Consider the following 13277-nt stretch of genomic DNA (forward strand, 5'->3'; position numbering starts at 1 on the left):
GGGTGGGCGTCGGAGTCGACGTCCACCCGTTCGCTTCGGCGGACTCGGGGCGTGAGCTCAGCCTCGCCGGCCTGCACTGGCCGGCCGAGATCGGGCTCGACGGCCACTCCGACGGCGACGTCGCCGCGCATGCCGCCTGCGACGCGCTGCTGTCCGCGGCCGGCCTGGGCGACCTGGGCGGGCTGTTCGGCACGTCCGATCCCCGCTGGGCCGGGGCTTCCGGGGTCACCCTGCTGGAGGAGACCGCCCGCCAGGTGCGCGCGGCGGGCTTCGAGATCGGCAACGTGGCCGTCCAGGTGATCGGCAACCGTCCCAAGATGGCTCCTCGGCGTACCGAGGCCGAGCTGGCGCTCGGCGGCGCCGTGGGGGCGCCGGTGAGCGTCTCGGCCACCACCACCGACGGGCTCGGGCTCACCGGGCGCGGCGAGGGGATCGCCGCCATCGCCACGGCCCTCGTGGTCAACCTTTCCTAGGCATTCAGCGTCTTATGTGTGGGATGCGTGAGGGTGTCCCGGCGGGTCGTCGCCGAACCCGCCAACTGTGGGGGCGGCGGTTCGTCACTGGCGCGGTACGGACCGCCGCCTTCCTCAGGGGGTAGTTTCCCCAGGTGTCGGGTATGTCCCCATCTAAGACATGTGAACGTCTCGGGGGGAGCTACACATGATCGGCGCGATCGTTTCCGCAGTAGTCATCGGCGCCATCGTCGGTGCGCTGGCCCGGCTGATAGTGCCTGGCAGGCAGAACATGTCCATCGGCCTGACGCTCATCGTGGGCATCGTGGCCGCCCTGATCGGCACCCTGATCGCCCAGGCGTTCGGCTGGGCCGACACCAAGGGCATCGACTGGCTCGAACACATACTCCAGCTCGTCCTGGCTGTGGTCGGCGTGCTCCTCGTGACGCGGATGGGCTGGGGAGGACGCGGTGGACGCACCGGCCGAACCACGACCTGACCTGCTCGTTCGTAAAGCCGGCGCATAATCGCCGGCGATCGGGTAGCGAAGCTCCCCGTGAGAGTGAACGGCTCACTCTCACGGGGAGGTTTCGTGTCATGACCATTCAGTCCATCCTTGGCGCCATCGTGATTGGCGCCGTCATTGGCGCAATCGGTCGCCTGCTGCTGCCCGGCAGGCAGGCCATCGGGTGGATCCTCACCATCGTCGTCGGCATCGTCGCCGCCCTGCTGGGCACCCTCATCGCCCAGGTGCTCGGCGTCGAGACGACCCCCGGCATCGACTGGATCGAGCTCGTGATGCAGGTCGTCCTGGCGATCGTCGGTGTCGGCCTGGTCGCCGGCCTACGCCGCGGCTCCAGGGTCTAGCGGGCGCCAGGGGTGTAGACGAGATAGACGCACACGAAACGGCCCGTCCGGGATCATCCCGGACGGGCCTCTCGTGCTTCTCGCGTTTCTTCGTGGCTTGGCCCGCTATTCCTCGGGGTCCGGCGGGCGCGGAGTGCTGCGCAGGCGGCCGGAGGGGGCCTGGGTGTCCTCGTGGATCACCGGGTGGGGCGCGGTGGCCTCAGAGTCGCTCTGGGGCGTCCGGGGCTCGTCGGCGGCGGGGCGGGTCCGGCGGTCGTCCTCGATGACGGGGACGGGCTGGGTGTCGACGTCGCGCGTGTCGGTGGCCCGGGTGTCGGTGCGGGGGTGGACCAGGACGTCGGTCGGCTTCACCCGGTCGCCCCACCGGACCGGCCGCCTCAACGGCTCGGGTTCCGGTTCCGGTTCCGGTTCCGGCTCGGGTTCCGGTTCCGGGTCGGGCTCGGGCTCGGGCTCCGGTTCGGGTTCCGGTTCGGGGTCAGGGGTTCGTTCGGGCTCAGGGGCTCGTACAGGCTCGGGTTCGGGCTCTTGCACGGCCCGCCACTCGGACACCTGGGCCGGGACCGGCGGCGTCTCCGGCGCGGCCGTAGGCCCCACCAGCGGCGTGGACTCCAGCACCGGCGGGGGCGCCTCGGTCACGAGCGGCGGCGGCGTGTCGGCCGCGCGGCCCGGGTGGAAGGGGACGAAGTCGTCGTCGTCCGCCTCCTCGCGTGCCGCGCCCCGGTGAGCCTGGACGTGCTTGATCAGCAGCAGCCAGAGCCACAGGGCCACGGCCAGCATGACCCAGGGCGCCAGGGCCACGCCCACGGCCACCTGGCGCGCGTCGAAGGTGAACCGCAGCGCGGTCGCCACGTTGGCCGCCGCGGCGGCCACGATGAGCAGGACCAGCACGGTGGCGGCCTGCGCCCGCACCAGCGGCCGGGCGGGGCGCAGCAGCAGCACGCCGAGCAGCGCGACCACGAGCAGCGCGTCGAAGGCGGCCGGATAGAGGAAGGCGAGGTCCTGCCGCGCCTCGCCGGTGACGGCCAGCGCGCGCAGATCGTCGAAGGACAGCGCGCAGGCGGCTCCGGTCAGAGCGGCCACCGCGAGCCCGGCCAGGGCGATGCCCAGGCGACGGAGCGTAGAGGGGGGAGTCACGTCCATGGCGCCTTCGAGACTACAGAAGAATGGGGATCACGACCGATCGAGGGAGACACATGCCCGAGCTGCCGGAAGAAGCGCGCGAACTCCTGGATGCCCCGAATCATGCGACGGTGACCAGCCTCAACCCCGACGGCGGACCGCAGTCGACCGTGGTGTGGGTGCGCACGGACGGCGACGACGTCCTGTTCTCGACCGTCCGGGGGCGGGTGAAGCCGCGCAACTTCGAGCGCGACCCGCGGACGAGTCTGCTGGTCATCGACCCTGGCAATCCCTATCGCTACCTGGAGGTGCGCGGCCGGGTGACGATCGAGGAGGACCCCGAGGGCGCGTTGATCCAGGAGCTGGCCCACAAGTACACGGGCGAGCCGTGGAAGGACAAGCCGGGCACCGAGCGCCTGATCATCCGGATCCGTCCCGACAAGGTCACGGTACGAGGCTGAGTAATCGGCCTACGAGAGCCCCCGAGGCGTTAGCCTTGCCTTCGTGAGCCTGCACATCTACGACACCAGCACGCGCGCCATCCGTGAATTCGTTCCGGTCGAAGCCGGCCGGGCGTCGATTTACCTGTGTGGGGCCACCGTGCAGGCTCCTCCGCACATCGGGCACATCCGCTCAGGCGTGAACTTCGACGTGCTCAGGCGCTGGCTCACGCGTTCCGGATACGACGTGACGTTCTGCCGCAACGTCACCGACATCGATGACAAGATCATCAGAGTGTCGGCCGCGGAGGACGTGCCCTGGTTCGTGATCGCCGAGCGCAACCAGCGGGCCTTCACCTGGGCCTACGACACGCTCGGCTGCCTGCCGCCCACCGTCGAGCCGCGGGCCACCGGCCACGTGCCCGAGATGATCACGCTGATGGAGCGGCTGATCGAGCGCGGCCACGCCTACGCCTCGGGCGGCGACGTCTACTTCAGCGTCCAGTCCTACGCCGACCACTACGGCAAGCTCTCCAACCAGAAGCTGGAGAACATGCGGGCCGCGGCCGACACCGACGACGAGTCGCTCAAGCGCGACGCGCGCGACTTCGCCCTGTGGAAGGGCGCCAAGCCGGGCGAGCCGACCTGGCCCACGCCGTGGGGGCTCGGGCGTCCCGGCTGGCACCTGGAGTGCTCGGCGATGGCCACCAAGTACCTCGGGCCGACGTTCGACATCCACGGCGGCGGCATCGACCTGATCTTCCCTCACCACGAGAACGAGATCGCCCAGTCGCAGGCCGCCGGCGACGGCTTCGCCCGCTACTGGATGCACAACGGCATGCTCAAGATCGGCGCCGAGAAGATGAGCAAGTCGCTCGGCAACTCGCTGCTGATCCCCGAGATGGTGCAGAAGGTGCGTCCGGTGGAGCTGCGCTACTACCTGGCCGCGCCGCACTACCGTTCCTCGATCGAGTACTCCGAGGAGGCGCTGCTGGAGGCGGCGGCGGCCTACCAGCGGATCGAGGGCTTCGTCACCCGCGCCGCCGAGGTGATCCACGACGTCGACGCCGACGCGCCCCTTCCGCAGGCGTTCGCCGACGCGCTCGACGACGACCTCGGCACGCCGCAGGCGCTCGCCGTGGTGCACGAGGTGGTGCGCGAGGGCAACGTGGCGCTGTCGCGGGGCGACAAGGAGGCCATCGCGCGCCTCCTCGCCGAGACCCAGAACATGCTCGACGTGCTCGGCCTCGACCCTCGCTCGCCGCAGTGGCGCGGGAGCGGCTCCGACCTGTCGCCGGTGGTCGACGCGCTGGTGGCGGTGGCCCTGGAGCAGCGCAAGGCCGCGCGGGCCCGTAAGGACTACGCGGCGGCCGACGCGATCCGCGACCAGCTCGCCGCGGCGGGCATCACGGTCGAGGACACGCCGCACGGCGCCCGCTGGGAGCTGGCCCGCTGACCTTCCGCCGCTCCTGAGTGACGGCGGGCGCCTTTCGCGTCCGCCGTCAGCCGCGGAGGGCCGTGACGGCGGCGTCGGTGGTCTCGATCACGATCGTGTGGTAGCCGTCGATGCGCGAGACGATGCCCTCACGCGGGCCCTGGTGCCATGCCGGGCTGGTGTAGAAGGCGTCCTCCTGCTCGTCGCGGGTCTGTTTCGAGGGGAACGCGCGGATGAGGTACGCCTCCTCGTGGCCGTCCTCGTCCACGAGGGAGGCGCCGCTGCTCACCACGTCGATGCCGGCCTTCGCCAGGAGGGGGAGGGCTTCTTCGTGCATGATCCGGAGGAAGTCTGCGCGGGTGCCGGGTTTGAGGCGGTAGGTGCGGATCTCCAGGATCATGCGGCTGCTCCCTGGGGGATGGTCGGGGTGGTGCTGGGTGGCGGGCACGTTAGTCGGTGGTCGCTGACATCTTCCGTCAGTGTTCTCGGGGCTCGTGCTCGGGGGGCTGGCTGATGGAGTTTGGGGTTTCCGGCTTGTCTATCGGCTTGGCGGTCGGTTCGTCGGTTGGTTTGTCGGTTGGTTTGTCGGTTGGTTTGTGGGCCAGGAAGAAGGCTTGGCGGCCTGAGCGGGGTCTTTCGCTCTCGTCGGGTTCGCGGATGAGCTGGGCGTCCAGGGACAGGCCGGCCTTGGCGAGGAGGTCGGCGATGTGCTCCGGGGGAGTCCAGTAGACGTCCAGGGACAGCTTGTGGCCGTAGCCCTGGCTGAGGTGGCGGCGTTCGTCGCCGACCTTGAACGCGATCAGCAGATGGCCGCCCGGCGCCAGCACCCGGTGGATCTCGGCGAACACGGTCGGCAGGAGCTCCGGCGGGGTGTGGACGGTGGAGTACCACGCGACGGCCCCGGCCAGGGACGCGTCCGCCAGGTCCAGCGCGGTCATGGAACCCACTTCGAAGCGAAGGCCGGGGTGGCTCCGGCGGGCGACGTCGATCATCCCTGGCGACAGGTCGATGCCGAAGGCGTTCACCCCGAGGGCGTGGAGGTGGGCGGTGACGCGGCCCGGTCCGCAGCCCAGGTCGGCCACCTCTCCGGCGTCCGGGCCCTGCACGAGCTCGGCGAACGCTCCCAGCATGGCCCGGTCCAGGGGCTTGGTGTCGAGTTCGTTCCTCAGCAGGTCGGCGTATTCGCGGGCGACGGTGTCGTAGGCCGTTCGGGTGGCTTGGAGGTAGGCGGACTCAGTCATGGCCAAGGACCATAACCGGCCTTTGGGGTGGGGGTGGGCGCATTCGGAGTCGTCTGGGGCCGGTTCGAGGTGGGCGCCTTTTGCACTGTGCGGGGGGCTGTGCGGGGGCGGTTTGGGGACGCTTTGGGTGCTCTGCTGGGAGAGGGCGGGCGGCCTGCGGTCGTCGCGATGTGCGGTCACGGCGTCGCGTGCGGCCCGATCTCGCATGCGGCCCGATGAGGCGATTTGTGGTGATGTGCTGACGCAAGACGCTCGGTGAGGTGGTGAGCGGCGCGCTACGTGCGCCCTGAGGGCAGGCGGCTCGCCGGGTGTGCCGCGGCCGGTCGTGTGCGGACGTCAGTGTGCGGACGCGGTCCTTCTCGGCGGGATCGGATGGGGGCTTGCCCGGCGGGATCGGGTGGGTCGACGGGCCGATACCCTTGATGGCATGGCAGCAGGCGGTAGGGCATCGGGCAGGCCCGCGAAGAAGAAGGGCCCCTCCAAGGGCACCGGGGGCCAGAAGCGCCGGTCGCTCGAGGGCAGGGGCGCGACGCCGCCTGCCGAGATGCGCCACTGGTACAAGGACAAGGCCAGGTCCGAGCGCATCGCCAGGGAGGACCGCGGCGGCGAGACGCGCCGTCCGGGCAGCGGCCCGGCCCGGCAGAAGCGTTCCGAGGACGCCCCCGAATACATCGGCGGCCGTAACCCGGTGCTGGAGGCGCTGCAGGCCGGGGTGCCCGCCAACGCCCTCTACGTGGCCCAGCGCGTCGAGAACGACGACCGCGTACGCGACTCCATCAAGATCGCGGCAGAGCGCGGGATCGCGCTGCTCGAAGTCACCCGCGACAAGCTCGACCGGATGACGGAGGGCGTCGTCCACCAGGGCATCGCGCTCCAGATCCCCGCCTACGACTATGCGCATCCGTCCGAGCTGGTCGAACTGGCCCAGGACGCGGCCGAGGTCCCGCTGATCGTGGCGCTCGACTCGGTCACCGACCCGCGCAACCTGGGCGCCATCGCCCGTTCCGCCACCGCGTTCGGCGCGCATGGCCTGCTCATCCCGTCCCGCCGCTCGGCCGGGGTGACGGGTGGCGCCTGGAAGACCTCGGCCGGCACGCTCGCCACGCTGCGGGTCGCCCGCGCCTCCAACCTGACGGCCGCCCTCCGCGAATACCGCGAAGCCGGCCTCTTCATCGTCGGCCTCGACGGCGCCGGAAAGATCGACATCGGCGACGCCGACCTCCTCGCCGAGCCGCTCGTGGTCGTGGTGGGCTCCGAGGGGAAGGGGCTCGGCCGGTTGGTCCGGGAGCAGTGCGACGTGGTCGTCCGCATCCCCATGCAGGCCGCCGCGGAATCCCTCAACGCGGGAGTCGCCGCCGGTGTGGCACTGTACGAGGTCGCTCGTCACAGGCGCCGCTAGCGTCTACACTGGTAGGCCGTGCCGACGTAGCTCAATCGGCAGAGCATCTGTCTTGTAAACAGAAGGTCAGGGGTTCGATTCCCCTCGTCGGCTCTGCAAGCGAAAGGCCCCTGAGCAGGCTTTATGCCGTCAGGGGCCTTTTGTATTCCGACCTTCAACCGGTGTCTTCGGCGCCTTTGGGAGCCACCTTGGGAGCCACCGGATCCTGTCCGCCCAGGAGGGCGCTGGAGATGGCTTCCGTGGCCGCGCGCCGGTCGCCCTCCAGTAGATGGCCGTAGACATCCTTCGTGATCGAGATGCTGGCGTGGCCGAGGACTTCGGACACGACGTGCAGCGGCGTGCCCTGGGCCAGCATGAGCGATGCGCCGGAGTGGCGGAGCTCGTGGGGGTGCCAGTGGCCAAGGCCCGCCTTCTTGGCCAGGCGGGAGAACAGGTGCGAGAAGGTGTCTGGGTCGGATGGATTGCCGAAAGCCGTCGGGAACATCAGCCCGTGCTCCGTCCACCCCTCGCCGGCCTTGAGACGTTCCTGGTTGTGCGCGGCCTTGTGTCGTTTGATCGCCTCGATCAGCTCGGGAGTAAGGCAGAGGATACGGCGTGATCGCTTGGTCTTGAGCTCACTGATCACGATGCGGGTCTTGGTCGTGGTGTTCGGGTCGCGGTTCTTGAGTCGCTTGACGGAGTGGGTGACACGGAGGGTGCGGGCGTCCGGGTCGAAGGCGTTCCACATGAGTCCGAGTGCTTCGCCGCGACGCAGTCCGAAGACGAGGGCCAGGAGGACCAGGACGCCCATACGATGATCGGCTGCTGTGCTGAGGAGCATCTTGCCCTCATCGACAGTGAGCGTCCGGCCCTCCTCGACCGGGACGCGCGGAGGCATGGACAGGGCCGCGACGTTCCGCATGACCAGCCCCTCCCGCTCAGCCTGGCCCATGGCCTTGCGCAGCACGGCACGCATGTTGCGGACGCTGTTCGCCTTGTATCCCGCCGTGCGCTTGGCCTGCCACAGGGCATCGACTTGGGCCACGGTGAGCTTGGTCAGCTTGTGACGGCCCAGACCGGGCTTCAGGTGCAGCCGTACTGTGTCCTCGTAGTCGTCCAGGGTCCCATCGGCGATGTGGCCGGGGAGGTTGAGCAGCCAGCGATCGAGGAACGCGCCGACCGTCAGCCGGTCATCCGGTACCGGAGCGCCCTTAGCCAGGGTCTCCTTGAGCTTGCGAACCTTCTCGACGACTTCGGCTCGGGTCTTGCCGGAAACCTTCTTGCGGGTGCGCTTGCCATCCGGGCCGTAGCCGAGTGAGACCGCCCCGCGCCAGCGGTCGCCGTCCTTGTAGATCGAGTCTTCGTTCTGGCCGCGCTTCCTGGTGCTCATGCGGTTTCCTCTTCGAGGTGGGTGACGAATTCGGTGAGTGCTGTTGCCGGGACGCGGCGCAGGGTGCCGATGCGTACCGATCGGAGCGCGCCGGAGCGGATCAGTTCGTAGACCTTGGTGCGGCCGATGCCGAGGTGTTCGGCCGCCTCTTCGGGACGGAGGAGCAGAGGGGCGACATTCGTGGTCATGCGGCCCTCCCCATGTCCTCGGTTGCCGAAAGATCTTGTCCGGTTGCTCTGGCTTCCAGTTCGCGAAGGTGGGTCCGCCAGCGTTGGCGTTCGGCCACGGTGCGCAGGAGCCGGATGGCGAGTGGTGGCACGTTGGCGTCTCCGGCTGGGACGGGTCTCCAGACGTAGCGGTGTGGGTCTGGTGTCTCGTCGGTCTGGCCGAGGGCTTCCAGGACCCAGGTGCGGCGGTCCTGCTTGTGTTCGGCCAGGGTCTTGTTGCTCCACTTGCGGGAGACGAGGATGCGGCGTCCTGCGTAGCCGAGGTGGTCGGGCTTGTGGGCCTTGCTGCGGCAGCGGCCGGGGAGCATGCCCGGTTTGGCGTTCTTGGGCTGGACGCCGTAGCGGAGCCAGTTCGGGCAGATGGGTGAGCAGGGTTCGTAGCGGAGGGCGTCCAGCATGCGGGTGGCGTGCTGGTGCTGGGCCTGGCCGCCGTCCAGGGCGTCGCCGATGGACTTGGTGAGGTACTTGGACAGGTAGCGGATGCACTGGTCGGCGTCTGGGGTGCCGGCGAGCACGCCTTGGACGTCTACTTGGTCGCCGAAGCGGATGACGTGGAGGGGGGCGGCGTCCTCGTCGAGGGCGTCGTCCCAGGTGGGCAGACCCTCGCCGGTAGCCGAGTTGAGGTAGCCGGTGCCGTCTTCCCAGATCGGTAGGTGGTCGCCGTCGAAGATGACTTCGTCGGCCTGTGGCCACCAGACCTGGTGGTAGGTGGCGGCGGCGATCTGCTTGATCTCGGCGCGTGGGAGCGTTCCACGGATGGCCATGTGCAGGTGCGGCGCGAGCCGCTCTTGAGGCTCCACGGAGGCGAAATACTGCACGTCGTAGCCCGCGACGCGGCGAAGGTTCTGCACGAAGCGATCGATGAGCTTGGAGAAGTGCAGGGCGTCTCGTGCGGCGCGGCGGTAGTCGTAGGTGTCGGGGTCGATGGGGGCGCCGTCGCGGACCTTGCCGTACGAGGGCAAGGTGAGCGTGACGAACAGAGACGGGCGGTAGGTCTTGCCGTCCGTGCCTTGGAAGGTGCGTCCGAGGGTCGTGTTGGTCATCTTGCGCTTGGGCAAGTCGGGCGCGTCCTGGCGGCGTCTGGTGGAGCGGGAGCGCTTGGTGGTCGTACGGCCGAGGATGTTGCCGCGCATGCCTGCGGCGTTGATCTCCTCGTCGAGGCCGGTGATGATCGCGTCGAGTTCGGTGGTGTCGTCGCCGGCCTGTTCGGCGGCATCCCGTCTGGCCTGCATGTCGGCGCGGAACTCGATCAGCCAGCGCTGCTCTTCGTTCGGGTCGTCGGGTGTGATGGCAGGTTCGGTCTCCAGGTGCCAGCCTTCGCGGCATTGGGCCTTGCGGAGCTGCTTGTTGCGTGTGGCGCAGGGCGGGCACTTGCTGTCGAGGGTGGCGCCGCACGGTACGTCGATGATCTCGGATTTGCCGGTGACGGTGTCGAGGCGCTTGAGCGGGATGGGGCGGATGCAGACGCCGTGTTGCTTGGCGACTTCTACCAGTACGTCGCGGGCCATCGGCATGGCCTGGCGGATGGTTCGGGGGAGTGCGCGGTCGTGCGCATGGGTCATGCGGTCCTCCCTTCGTCGGGGTCGGGGACGATGAGCGCGGTCTGGCCGCACTCGGTGCACTCGACCAGGGCGCGGACCGGGTCGAGGCGGAGAACGTTCAGGGCGAGGCAGGTGGCACAGCGCAGGCCGTCGAGCAGGTGAGAGAGCGTCATGCGGCCTGCCGGTAGTAGGCGACCATGTCGCGGATGTCGGCGTCGGAGACGTAGGCGGCGCGGACGCGGATCGGTTCTGGTGAGGTCTCCAGCCGCATGTAGGCGATGCCGGCCCCTTGTTCGGGGATGGGTGAGATGTGGTCGGCGAGTGCGCCTCGGTCGCGGGAGCCGTCGCCGAGGACCATGTCCACCTGTTCGGACTCGTCCAGGCGGAGGGCGATCTTGTCGGGGAACAGGTTGCGGATGTTCATGACTTCCTTGCGTGGGTCTTGGAGGGCGGCCATGACGCCAACACCGACTGACCGGCCTTGGGTCGCCAGGGTGGCCAGGGCGGCGGAGATGCGTTGCCGGAGATGCTTGTCGGGCTGGTAGGCGGTCAGGAACGCGACCTCGTCGACGAGCACCAGGACGAACGGGTCCTCAACGGTCGGGACGTGGGAGCGCTGGAGGCCGGCGAAGCGAGCGGCCCGCTTCTGCATGATGGAGACGGCCTCGTCGAGCAAATCGGCGCAGTCGGACGGGTCGGCGGCGTAGCGGCCTTGGAACAGTTCACGCCCGAAGGACAGCTCCATCAGCTTCGGATCGAGCGCCCAGACTTCGGCCAGGCCCGCCCGCATCGCGGGGAGCAAGCCGCGGATCGTGTCCCACAGGAACGAGCCTTTGCCGGCCCCGGTCGCGCCCGCGATCAGGACGTGGGTGCCGTGGACCTTGAGCCGGAGCGGTCGGCCGTCCTCTTGCTTGCCGATCTCGACCGGGCCGACTGATGGTTCGTTCGGGATGGGAAGGGCGGGCATGGGAGCGGCCAGGGGATCACTGCGTGGGAACGTCAGCAGCAACCGGCCGCCTTTGATGAGCGCGACCCGGCACGAGGTGGTGCCGAAGCCTTGGGCGAGGTTGTCGATGCGGTCGGACCAGTCCTTGACCGCCTGACCGGCGAGCATCCGGACGGTGACGCGGTCGGCCCAGCCGTCGCACTGGACCTTCATCAGGCGGGGCATGTAGGCCCGGCCGTTGATGCGCTTGGCCAGCCCGGAGACCTCCATGACGGCTTGCCAGTGTCGGCGGTAGACCGACATCAGCCGCCACCAGGCCAGCAGGCGGAAGCCGACGAGGCGCGAGAAGGAGTCGGGCTCGGTGAAGGCCCAGGCGAGCAGGGACAGGACGGCGAAGCCGAGCGTGGATGCCGTGGCGGGCCAGCCGTACCAGTACCAGGCGACACCTAGGGCGACGGGCAGGGCGGCGGCGATCGGATGCCGCCACGTCGTGCGGACGAGGGCGGACAGGAAGCGCCAGATGTAGATGATGAAGGTGATGATGGCGGGTGTCTTGACGACGGCCGGGCGGAAGACGACGGCCGTGTCGGGCGTGGTGGAGACGAGGTTGCGCGCCTCGTCGCCAGGCAGCCGCTTGAACATAAGCTCGAAACCTCTCGTGATGTGGAGTCAGGGGAGAACCGAGGGGCCGCCGGAAGTTGCCGCTTCCAGCGGCCCCGCCTCATGTCAGGTCGCAGGGTCGGTGGCGTCCTTGTCGGCCTGTTCGGCGTGCAACTGCTCACAGTCGGCCAGGTAGCGGGCAGCGGCGGTGAAGATCTCGCGGGCGGTGCTCAGGTCGGCGTCGGTGACCGGCCCGGCTCCGGTGGTGGAGATGTGCACGTTCGCCTCGGGCGAGGCGAAGTCCAGGTACGGGCGCGGGTTGCTGAGCAGCAGCCCGGCACGGACCTTCAGACGCGAGGTGTGGAACGAGACACCGACATGCGGTGCCGAGTCGGCGTCCATGGACAAGGTGACGTAGGTGTAGGGCTTGCGCTCGCTCATGCCGCCACCCCCTTGCCGTCGGGCAGGCCGTAGAAGCTGCGCTCGATGGAGCGGGCGAAGCGGTTGGCCGCGTGGGCGAGCTGGCGGGCGAACTCCAGGTCTTCGACGGTCACGGGTCCGTTGGTGGTGACCAGGACGGAGGTGGCGCCGAAGTCGAGCGCCAACACGGGCTCACGACGCGGGAACGGGTGGTTGAGGGTACGGGCGGCGTGCCCGGTGGTCAGCCGGATCACGCTGTTGCGCGGGGTACGGCGTCGGGTCATTTAGGCGGCGTCCTTTCCGGCCGAAGCCTTGTTCTGAGCGGGCTGGGCAGTCTGGCGAGGCGCGTACATCTCGCGAACCTTGATCGAGTAGGCGAGGCGTCCGGCTGCGTTGACGTAGGGCGTGACGGACATACCGTTGAACTCGACCGGCGTGAACGGCAGCCCCGGCATCGGCTGCGGGGGCACCGGCTGGACCGGCGCGAGGATCTTGACCGCGACGGTCTTCTGGGCGGGCTTGAGAGTCGGGTCACCGTCCATGACCGCGACCTGCCAGACCAGCTCAGAGGTCTGCTTGTCGCGGGCCTGCACGAACCGGCCGTTGGACGAAGCGTCGAAGTCCTTGACGGGCTCGACTTCGCCGACGATGTAGCAGCCGTGCGGGAAGACCATGGCGAAGGTGACGGGGATAGGGCCTTGCAGAGCCATGACGGCTCCTCTCTTGAATGTCTGACACTTGACCTATCAAGTGATGCTCTGAGAGTAGGCCGATCAAACTTGGTAGGTCAAGTGTCGAGGAGAAAGGTGACGGCGATCTGACCAAAGAGAGAGATCGCGATGTCATATTGTGTCCCTGCTGGTACTGAAAGTCGCTGGCCGACCGGAAGCCTCAGGGGAAGAATCCAGATCATGGAACCGGGCCCGCCGCCCAAGGATGCCGCCTGGCCATGGCTGCTGTTCCTCTTATGGATCCTGGGCACACCCCTCTTGGGAGTGCTGTGGTTCAGCTACGGCTTTGCCCTCGTCGGAGGGCAGGCAACGAACCGGCAGCTCTCTCAAATCTGCGGAAACGCCATGGTGATCGTCGGAGTCGGCGCACCCATGTTGGGGCTCGTCCTCGCCCTCGTCTCCCGACGGCGCAGCGCCGCCATTGTCTTCACCCTGGCCCTACTCGCGGTGACCGTTCTCTGGGCGGGGCTGGCGCTGCACAAGTAGCCGG

Annotated in this window: 18 protein-coding genes and 1 tRNA gene; 8 read left to right on the forward strand and 11 right to left on the reverse strand. The window is 68.9% G+C overall.

Going from position 1 to position 13277, the window contains the following annotated elements; translation table 11 throughout:
• The first annotated feature begins 2 nt into the window (after positions 1–2).
• The 3 genes from ispF (at position 3) to ACWCSD_RS03270 (ending at position 1319) form a co-directional block, all read left to right on the forward strand.
• Entirely contained in the window at positions 3–473 is a 471-nt protein-coding gene (gene ispF, locus ACWCSD_RS03260) for a 2-C-methyl-D-erythritol 2,4-cyclodiphosphate synthase (protein WP_358289293.1), read from the forward strand.
• Between the two features lie 187 nt (positions 474–660).
• Positions 661–951: a GlsB/YeaQ/YmgE family stress response membrane protein gene (locus tag ACWCSD_RS03265; RefSeq protein WP_352322343.1), complete on the forward strand. Its 291-nt coding sequence runs from the start codon at positions 661–663 to the stop codon at positions 949–951.
• 98 nt (positions 952–1049) lie between these two features.
• Positions 1050–1319: a GlsB/YeaQ/YmgE family stress response membrane protein gene (locus ACWCSD_RS03270; protein WP_352322341.1), complete on the forward strand. Its 270-nt coding sequence runs from the start codon at positions 1050–1052 to the stop codon at positions 1317–1319.
• A 105-nt stretch (positions 1320–1424) separates the two neighbouring features.
• Here the strand turns inward: ACWCSD_RS03270 and ACWCSD_RS03275 are convergent, their stop codons facing one another.
• The gene (locus tag ACWCSD_RS03275) at positions 1425–2453 is read right to left on the reverse strand and encodes a DUF2637 domain-containing protein (RefSeq protein WP_449912739.1); all 1029 of its coding nucleotides are present in this window, start codon (positions 2451–2453) and stop codon (positions 1425–1427) included.
• Positions 2454–2512: 59 nt separating this feature from the next.
• Here ACWCSD_RS03275 and ACWCSD_RS03280 point away from each other — a divergent pair, with 59 nt between their 5' ends.
• Both ACWCSD_RS03280 and cysS read left to right on the forward strand, forming a co-directional pair.
• The gene (locus ACWCSD_RS03280) at positions 2513–2899 is read left to right on the forward strand and encodes a PPOX class F420-dependent oxidoreductase (protein ID WP_449912741.1); all 387 of its coding nucleotides are present in this window, start codon (positions 2513–2515) and stop codon (positions 2897–2899) included.
• A gap of 43 nt (positions 2900–2942) precedes the next feature.
• Positions 2943–4334, forward strand: coding sequence for a cysteine--tRNA ligase (gene cysS, locus ACWCSD_RS03285; RefSeq protein ID WP_397154057.1), 1392 nt, complete (start codon positions 2943–2945; stop codon positions 4332–4334).
• A 46-nt stretch (positions 4335–4380) separates the two neighbouring features.
• Here cysS and ACWCSD_RS03290 read toward each other — a convergent pair whose 3' ends face one another.
• Both ACWCSD_RS03290 and ACWCSD_RS03295 read right to left on the reverse strand, forming a co-directional pair.
• The gene (locus ACWCSD_RS03290) at positions 4381–4713 is read right to left on the reverse strand and encodes an NIPSNAP family protein (RefSeq protein WP_449912744.1); all 333 of its coding nucleotides are present in this window, start codon (positions 4711–4713) and stop codon (positions 4381–4383) included.
• A 76-nt stretch (positions 4714–4789) separates the two neighbouring features.
• A complete protein-coding gene (locus ACWCSD_RS03295; RefSeq protein ID WP_449912746.1) occupies positions 4790–5554 on the reverse strand; it encodes a methyltransferase domain-containing protein in 765 nt (254 codons plus the stop codon).
• Positions 5555–5981: 427 nt separating this feature from the next.
• Between ACWCSD_RS03295 and rlmB the strand changes: the two genes are divergently transcribed.
• Both rlmB and ACWCSD_RS03305 read left to right on the forward strand, forming a co-directional pair.
• Positions 5982–6953: a 23S rRNA (guanosine(2251)-2'-O)-methyltransferase RlmB gene (gene rlmB / locus ACWCSD_RS03300; protein ID WP_352322330.1), complete on the forward strand. Its 972-nt coding sequence runs from the start codon at positions 5982–5984 to the stop codon at positions 6951–6953.
• A gap of 20 nt (positions 6954–6973) precedes the next feature.
• Positions 6974–7046 (forward strand) — tRNA-Thr (locus tag ACWCSD_RS03305).
• 61 nt (positions 7047–7107) lie between these two features.
• Here ACWCSD_RS03305 and ACWCSD_RS03310 read toward each other — a convergent pair.
• The 8 genes from ACWCSD_RS03310 to ACWCSD_RS03345 form a co-directional block, all read right to left on the reverse strand.
• A complete protein-coding gene (locus ACWCSD_RS03310; protein WP_397154049.1) occupies positions 7108–8322 on the reverse strand; it encodes a tyrosine-type recombinase/integrase in 1215 nt (404 codons plus the stop codon).
• Positions 8319–8510 (reverse strand): helix-turn-helix domain-containing protein, encoded by a 192-nt coding sequence (locus ACWCSD_RS03315; RefSeq protein WP_397154047.1) that lies wholly within the window; start codon positions 8508–8510, stop codon positions 8319–8321. The genes ACWCSD_RS03310 and ACWCSD_RS03315 overlap by 4 nt, the downstream gene beginning before the upstream one ends.
• Entirely contained in the window at positions 8507–10111 is a 1605-nt protein-coding gene (locus tag ACWCSD_RS03320; RefSeq protein ID WP_449912749.1) for a replication initiator, read from the reverse strand. Before ACWCSD_RS03320 ends, ACWCSD_RS03315 begins: the two co-directional genes overlap by 4 nt.
• The gene (locus ACWCSD_RS03325; RefSeq protein ID WP_397154043.1) at positions 10108–10263 is read right to left on the reverse strand and encodes a hypothetical protein; all 156 of its coding nucleotides are present in this window, start codon (positions 10261–10263) and stop codon (positions 10108–10110) included. The genes ACWCSD_RS03320 and ACWCSD_RS03325 overlap by 4 nt, the downstream gene beginning before the upstream one ends.
• Positions 10260–11678, reverse strand: coding sequence for an FtsK/SpoIIIE domain-containing protein (locus ACWCSD_RS03330; RefSeq protein WP_397154041.1), 1419 nt, complete (start codon positions 11676–11678; stop codon positions 10260–10262). The genes ACWCSD_RS03325 and ACWCSD_RS03330 overlap by 4 nt, the downstream gene beginning before the upstream one ends.
• 84 nt (positions 11679–11762) lie before the next feature.
• Complete coding sequence (locus ACWCSD_RS03335; protein ID WP_397154039.1) at positions 11763–12077, reverse strand: hypothetical protein; 315 nt, start codon at positions 12075–12077, stop codon at positions 11763–11765.
• Positions 12074–12340: a hypothetical protein gene (locus ACWCSD_RS03340; RefSeq protein WP_397154037.1), complete on the reverse strand. Its 267-nt coding sequence runs from the start codon at positions 12338–12340 to the stop codon at positions 12074–12076. The genes ACWCSD_RS03335 and ACWCSD_RS03340 overlap by 4 nt, the downstream gene beginning before the upstream one ends.
• The gene (locus ACWCSD_RS03345) at positions 12341–12766 is read right to left on the reverse strand and encodes a plasmid replication, integration and excision activator (protein ID WP_397154035.1); all 426 of its coding nucleotides are present in this window, start codon (positions 12764–12766) and stop codon (positions 12341–12343) included.
• A gap of 201 nt (positions 12767–12967) precedes the next feature.
• On the opposite strand from ACWCSD_RS03345, the gene ACWCSD_RS03350 reads away from it, so the two are divergent.
• Positions 12968–13273: a hypothetical protein gene (locus ACWCSD_RS03350; protein ID WP_397154033.1), complete on the forward strand. Its 306-nt coding sequence runs from the start codon at positions 12968–12970 to the stop codon at positions 13271–13273.
• Positions 13274–13277 lie beyond the last annotated feature (4 nt).

The sequence above is a fragment of the Nonomuraea sp. NPDC001684 genome, from assembly GCF_053596515.1.

Excerpts from the sequence above, each read along its gene's own strand:
- ACWCSD_RS03280 (WP_449912741.1), top strand. The coding sequence starts at position 2,513 with ATGCCCGAGCTGCCGGAAGAAGCGCGCGAACTCCTGGATGCCCCGAAT.
- ACWCSD_RS03320 (WP_449912749.1), bottom strand. The coding sequence starts at position 10,111 with ATGACCCATGCGCACGACCGCGCACTCCCCCGAACCATCCGCCAGGCC.
- rlmB (WP_352322330.1), top strand. The coding sequence starts at position 5,982 with ATGGCAGCAGGCGGTAGGGCATCGGGCAGGCCCGCGAAGAAGAAGGGC.
- ACWCSD_RS03330 (WP_397154041.1), bottom strand. The coding sequence starts at position 11,678 with ATGTTCAAGCGGCTGCCTGGCGACGAGGCGCGCAACCTCGTCTCCACC.
- ACWCSD_RS03270 (WP_352322341.1), top strand. The coding sequence starts at position 1,050 with ATGACCATTCAGTCCATCCTTGGCGCCATCGTGATTGGCGCCGTCATT.
- ACWCSD_RS03335 (WP_397154039.1), bottom strand. The coding sequence starts at position 12,077 with ATGAGCGAGCGCAAGCCCTACACCTACGTCACCTTGTCCATGGACGCC.
- ACWCSD_RS03310 (WP_397154049.1), bottom strand. The coding sequence starts at position 8,322 with ATGAGCACCAGGAAGCGCGGCCAGAACGAAGACTCGATCTACAAGGAC.
- ACWCSD_RS03350 (WP_397154033.1), top strand. The coding sequence starts at position 12,968 with ATGGAACCGGGCCCGCCGCCCAAGGATGCCGCCTGGCCATGGCTGCTG.
- ACWCSD_RS03345 (WP_397154035.1), bottom strand. The coding sequence starts at position 12,766 with ATGGCTCTGCAAGGCCCTATCCCCGTCACCTTCGCCATGGTCTTCCCG.
- ACWCSD_RS03315 (WP_397154047.1), bottom strand. The coding sequence starts at position 8,510 with ATGACCACGAATGTCGCCCCTCTGCTCCTCCGTCCCGAAGAGGCGGCC.
- ACWCSD_RS03325 (WP_397154043.1), bottom strand. The coding sequence starts at position 10,263 with ATGACGCTCTCTCACCTGCTCGACGGCCTGCGCTGTGCCACCTGCCTC.
- ACWCSD_RS03265 (WP_352322343.1), top strand. The coding sequence starts at position 661 with ATGATCGGCGCGATCGTTTCCGCAGTAGTCATCGGCGCCATCGTCGGT.
- ACWCSD_RS03295 (WP_449912746.1), bottom strand. The coding sequence starts at position 5,554 with ATGACTGAGTCCGCCTACCTCCAAGCCACCCGAACGGCCTACGACACC.
- ACWCSD_RS03290 (WP_449912744.1), bottom strand. The coding sequence starts at position 4,713 with ATGATCCTGGAGATCCGCACCTACCGCCTCAAACCCGGCACCCGCGCA.
- ACWCSD_RS03340 (WP_397154037.1), bottom strand. The coding sequence starts at position 12,340 with ATGACCCGACGCCGTACCCCGCGCAACAGCGTGATCCGGCTGACCACC.